This window comes from Bacillus sp. JJ864, from assembly GCF_036963045.1.
Classification (GTDB): Bacteria; Bacillota; Bacilli; order Bacillales; family Bacillaceae_G; genus Bacillus_A; species Bacillus_A pseudomycoides_C.
Genome location: NZ_JBALLY010000092.1, coordinates 15614 through 20127, shown reverse-complemented (window position 1 = coordinate 20127; position 4514 = coordinate 15614). Strand labels below are relative to the sequence as shown.

Sequence of the window (4514 nt, the reverse complement as noted above, 5' to 3'; positions counted from 1 at the left end):
TAGGACGTTGCCAGGCTTTGAATATTCCGCAGTAGCTCAGTGGTAGAGCTATCGGCTGTTAACCGATCGGTCGTAGGTTCGAGTCCTACCTGCGGAGCCAATTGGAGAGCTGTCCGAGATGGCCGAAGGAGCACGATTGGAAATCGTGTATACGTCACAAGCGTATCAAGGGTTCGAATCCCTTGCTCTCCGCCATAAAAACTTTGGCCCGTTGGTCAAGTGGTTAAGACACCGCCCTTTCACGGCGGTAACACGGGTTCGAATCCCGTACGGGTCACCACTTTGGAGGATTAGCTCAGCTGGGAGAGCACCTGCCTTACAAGCAGGGGGTCGGCGGTTCGATCCCGTCATCCTCCACCATTTAAAATAATGAATAGTATCGTCGCGGGGTGGAGCAGTCTGGTAGCTCGTCGGGCTCATAACCCGAAGGTCGCAGGTTCAAATCCTGTCCCCGCAACCAATGGTCCCGTGGTGTAGTGGTTAACATGCCTGCCTGTCACGCAGGAGATCGCCGGTTCGACCCCGGTCGGGACCGCCATTTGTATTAAGGCTCGGTAGCTCAGTCGGTAGAGCAGAGGACTGAAAATCCTCGTGTCGGCGGTTCGATTCCGTCCCGAGCCACCATTTTTTAAATAAATAATGCCGGCTTAGCTCAATTGGTAGAGCAACTGACTTGTAATCAGTAGGTTGGGGGTTCAAGTCCTCTAGCCGGCACCATGTAAGTTTCGGAGGGGTAGCGAAGTGGCTAAACGCGGCGGACTGTAAATCCGCTCCTTCGGGTTCGGCAGTTCGAATCTGCCCCCCTCCACCATTTACATTTTATATAGGGGCATAGTTTAAAGGTAGAACAGAGGTCTCCAAAACCTCCGGTGTGGGTTCGATTCCTACTGCCCCTGCCAACACAGCATGGCGGCTGTGGCGAAGTGGTTAACGCATCGGATTGTGGCTCCGACACTCGTGGGTTCGATTCCCATCAGTCGCCCCATTTTTAAATATCACTTTACAAAATAAATGGATTGTGATAATATACTAAATGTCCTGATTGGATATTTAAAGTAATAAAATACGTAATACAACATATAATGTATTAAACATTCGGTGGGCTATAGCCAAGCGGTAAGGCAACGGACTTTGACTCCGTCATGCGCTGGTTCGAATCCAGCTAGCCCAGCCATTTTTGCGGAAGTAGTTCAGTGGTAGAATACAACCTTGCCAAGGTTGGGGTCGCGGGTTCGAATCCCGTCTTCCGCTCCAAATTTAATATGGCGGCATAGCCAAGTGGTAAGGCAGAGGTCTGCAAAACCTTTACCACCGGTTCAAATCCGGTTGCCGCCTCCATATTTTGCCGATGTGGCGGAATTGGCAGACGCGCACGACTCAAAATCGTGTTCCTTCTGGAGTGTCGGTTCGACCCCGACCATCGGTACTGTTTAGACGAGATTAACTCGTTTTTTTTTATGTTTATTTATCGAAAGTTATTCAAAGAAATAGTGTAATATCGACGTTTATAAGCGTTCCTTACTTCAAACAGTAGGGGACGCTTTTTTAGTTATTTCTCTCGGTTAATTGTCCTCTAATATGTAGCAATGTTTTAGACGACGGAGAATGAGCCATCATGCGTCGGAAAACGATAGTGTGAAACGTTGTTTGATGACGTAGTGAGCTTCTTTCTTAAAGATCGTGATATACGTAATCTGATCATGTACAATGCGATATTATCGTAATGAACTGAAAATTTGTGGAATTAATAAAGCCATACTAGCTAGTATGGCTTTATTTCTAATTATTCTATTGTTATGCTTGTTGTACTGGTGTGTCACCTTTATTACTTACAATACCACCGTCACCTTTATTATTAGCAGGAGAACCACCAGTATGTCCATCGCTATACGCTAAGTCAGGTCTTTGTGGTGCAGGTGTGTCACCGTGTTCCGCTTGATAAGTGAAAGAACTATTTAAACCAATAGACACAATACCAATAACAGATAACCCTAAAACAACAGAACCTATCTTTTTCATTTTTTTAAACATTATTTTAATGCCCCTCTTTCTTTTTTCTTTTCACTAGCTTGATTTGCCATATAAAAATACTTACTAGCTTTCAAATGGTTATCTTCTTCATAAAATTTAATAGCTAATGTTTCAGTGTATTCTTTAGTGAAGTTATATAATTGTTGGGCATTACAATAGGATATACTTTCCATTACAATTACTTCTAGTTGTTCAATACTAACTCCTTCATTCATAGCTTTTAAAACTCTAAAGTGATGTGTGTATTCCTCATTCTCTAGGGTTAAACAAGTTTTCAAACCGTTCTCAATAAGTTCAGAAGCATTATTTGTTTCACCCATTTTATAGTATTCCCTTGCTTCTAAGAATATGGCTTTAAAATGATTAGGCATGTTTTCTGTAACTTCTGATAGGTGACGAATTGCCATCTTTGAAAGGTTTTGGCTTGCATATAACCAGCCTAAATTATGCCGAAACCTTAAAAGTAGTGTTTCTTCATTTTGTTTCTGCAAAATATCTATTGCAGAATTTAAGTGTTCCTCTGCTTGTTCATACTGTTCTATTTGAATAGATGTCAAACCCAGAACATTCTCGCATAAAGCAATACTAGTCTCATAGCCTTTATGCTTTGAAAAAATCTCTTTAGCTTTATTTGCGTGCTGTAAAGTATTAATAGGTTGGCGTGTATGGTAGGAAAATACAGAAAGTCGATAACTAAATTCAGCCTTTTCTAATTCGTCAGGCATATACATTAATAGTTTTTCCGCTTTTTCAAAATGTTCTTTTGCTTCATTATAGTCTGCAAGAGTTGTGCTGTGAATTGCTTTAAAGAAGTGATAATAATAGGATAGAAAGCTGTTATCAGGTATATCAAAGGAGTTAATTTTATTAAAGCTATCTTTTGTAATGTTTAACCCATCTGTTAGCACTTTATATCTAAAGTCCAATAATGAATAGTATAATAATAAATTTTCATCTTCCTTGATATCAGAAATCTTTTCATCAATTTCTCGTTTTAAATTAGCTGCTTTTTCTACTCGTTGCTGTAACATAACTTGATACCAATCATTTAACAGCGTTGAAATCTGTTCGTTTCCTTTTAATGAAACGTTCATGAATTCCCCTCCTCTTTTAGAATATTCTTACAAATAATGATAACAGAAGAACATTTAACGGAGATTAATTTTATATATTTCTCAACATTTATCTGACAATTTCAAGTCTCAATACAATAGCGAATGGCAATTATGTTATATGAGGAATTCATTCTTTGCAACTAGTAGGTTCAATGGGTTGCATAACAGCAACAATTAATGTAACATCTGAAAGGTTAGAATAGGCATCGAAAACGGTAAATTATCTAATAGGAATGTAAAGAAGGATCATAAATAACACTACCAAGTGTTTTCTACTGTAGTAGAAGATGCTTTTTTCTTTTCAGGCCTTTAAATTACAAATTTGTAAGGAAGTTGTAAGAGAAATGCATTGGATATTTTTTAAAATAAAGGTATGCTTAAATTAAGAGCAATGAATGCTGAAAGAAATGGGGTGTCTGTTGTGAAGGAACGAATAGCATATCGCACTTTGCATCATAATATTTCTTTAACTCCGATTGCAAAGTTTTTTTATAAAGCCCTTATATTATTAGTATTACTATGTTCTATACTGTTGTTTGCTGGAAATAAAATGATTGAAAGCAAAGAAATAAGTAAATTGACAGTACCTACTCAGTTTGAGTTACCAGAACAATTAGGGGATGCATTTATCGCAACTGAAGATAAGAGATTCTATCATCATAACGGATTAGATTATATTGCGATTGTTAGAGCCACAATCGAAAATATAAAGGCTGGTGGTGTTGTACAAGGCGGTAGTACAATTACACAGCAGCTTGCAAAAAATGTTTTTTTAACAAGTGACCGAACATTTTCACGTAAGTGGGATGAAGTTTTCTATGCCAAAAAAATTGAACGAACATTTACGAAAAATGAGATTTTAAAACTTTATGTAAGCAATATTTATTATGGAGAAGGGGCATGGGGAGTTGAGAAAGCTGCGAAACTGTATTTTGATAAGCAGGTGGATCAATTAACATTAAGTGAAAGTGCAATGTTAGCAGCTGTTGTGAAAGCACCATCTTATTATTCTCCTATAAAAAATTATGATAAAGCTGTAGAAAGACGTAATGTTGTGTTGAAGCTCATGGAGCGAGAAGGATATATTACTCATGCTGAATATGTACAAGCTACAAGTGAAAAGCTCGTTATTCGGCATGACATTCCTAATAACCAACCAGTAGAGCGTGAGAAAGCTGTCAGTTAAGAGTGAGTTCCAAAAGAACTGACTCTTTTTTATCCCGCATTAACGGGCAGTAAGACCCCTACCTCAAGGTTCAGAGAGAAGCATTGTCCAGCTCTAGCGGCTAGAATCTCCGGTCGTTTCGCCCCCTCGGACGAGGCAAAAAGCGCCTCTCTGTCGCGGGCGTCCTGCGATTCTGGGCGAGC

The 4514-nt window shown here is 39.4% G+C and carries 3 protein-coding genes and 15 tRNA genes; 16 read left to right on the top strand and 2 right to left on the bottom strand.

Annotated features, from left to right (window positions below; translation table 11 throughout):
- Positions 1 to 25 precede the first annotated feature (25 nt).
- The 15 genes from V7024_RS15350 (at position 26) to V7024_RS15280 (ending at position 1426) form a co-directional block, all read left to right on the top strand.
- Positions 26 to 100 (top strand) — tRNA-Asn (locus V7024_RS15350).
- Between the two features lie 3 nt (positions 101 to 103).
- Positions 104 to 195: transfer RNA gene (locus V7024_RS15345), tRNA-Ser, on the top strand.
- A gap of 10 nt (positions 196 to 205) precedes the next feature.
- A tRNA-Glu gene (locus V7024_RS15340) sits at positions 206 to 280 on the top strand.
- A gap of 4 nt (positions 281 to 284) precedes the next feature.
- A tRNA-Val gene (locus V7024_RS15335) sits at positions 285 to 360 on the top strand.
- 23 nt (positions 361 to 383) lie between these two features.
- Positions 384 to 460, top strand: a tRNA-Met gene (locus tag V7024_RS15330).
- Positions 461 to 462: 2 nt separating this feature from the next.
- Positions 463 to 538 (top strand) — tRNA-Asp (locus V7024_RS15325).
- Positions 539 to 548: 10 nt separating this feature from the next.
- Positions 549 to 624 (top strand) — tRNA-Phe (locus V7024_RS15320).
- A 17-nt stretch (positions 625 to 641) separates the two neighbouring features.
- Positions 642 to 717: transfer RNA gene (locus V7024_RS15315), tRNA-Thr, on the top strand.
- A 10-nt stretch (positions 718 to 727) separates the two neighbouring features.
- Positions 728 to 811: transfer RNA gene (locus V7024_RS15310), tRNA-Tyr, on the top strand.
- 14 nt (positions 812 to 825) lie between these two features.
- Positions 826 to 899: transfer RNA gene (locus tag V7024_RS15305), tRNA-Trp, on the top strand.
- A 10-nt stretch (positions 900 to 909) separates the two neighbouring features.
- Positions 910 to 985 (top strand) — tRNA-His (locus V7024_RS15300).
- A gap of 114 nt (positions 986 to 1099) precedes the next feature.
- A tRNA-Gln gene (locus V7024_RS15295) sits at positions 1100 to 1174 on the top strand.
- Between the two features lie 5 nt (positions 1175 to 1179).
- A tRNA-Gly gene (locus V7024_RS15290) sits at positions 1180 to 1254 on the top strand.
- A gap of 10 nt (positions 1255 to 1264) precedes the next feature.
- Positions 1265 to 1338: transfer RNA gene (locus V7024_RS15285), tRNA-Cys, on the top strand.
- A gap of 6 nt (positions 1339 to 1344) precedes the next feature.
- Positions 1345 to 1426: transfer RNA gene (locus tag V7024_RS15280), tRNA-Leu, on the top strand.
- Between the two features lie 368 nt (positions 1427 to 1794).
- Here the strand turns inward: V7024_RS15280 and V7024_RS15275 are convergent.
- On the bottom strand, positions 1795 to 2019 hold the full coding sequence (locus V7024_RS15275; RefSeq protein ID WP_438824473.1) for a Phr family secreted Rap phosphatase inhibitor: 225 nt from the start codon (positions 2017 to 2019) through the stop codon (positions 1795 to 1797).
- An 11-nt stretch (positions 2020 to 2030) separates the two neighbouring features.
- On the bottom strand, positions 2031 to 3125 hold the full coding sequence (locus V7024_RS15270) for a hypothetical protein (RefSeq protein ID WP_335521423.1): 1095 nt from the start codon (positions 3123 to 3125) through the stop codon (positions 2031 to 2033).
- Between the two features lie 412 nt (positions 3126 to 3537).
- Between V7024_RS15270 and V7024_RS15265 the strand changes: the two genes are divergently transcribed.
- Positions 3538 to 4332 carry a transglycosylase domain-containing protein gene (locus tag V7024_RS15265; protein WP_438824472.1) on the top strand — a complete coding sequence of 265 codons (795 nt, stop codon included), beginning with the start codon at positions 3538 to 3540 and terminating at the stop codon, positions 4330 to 4332.
- Positions 4333 to 4514: the final 182 nt, after the last annotated feature.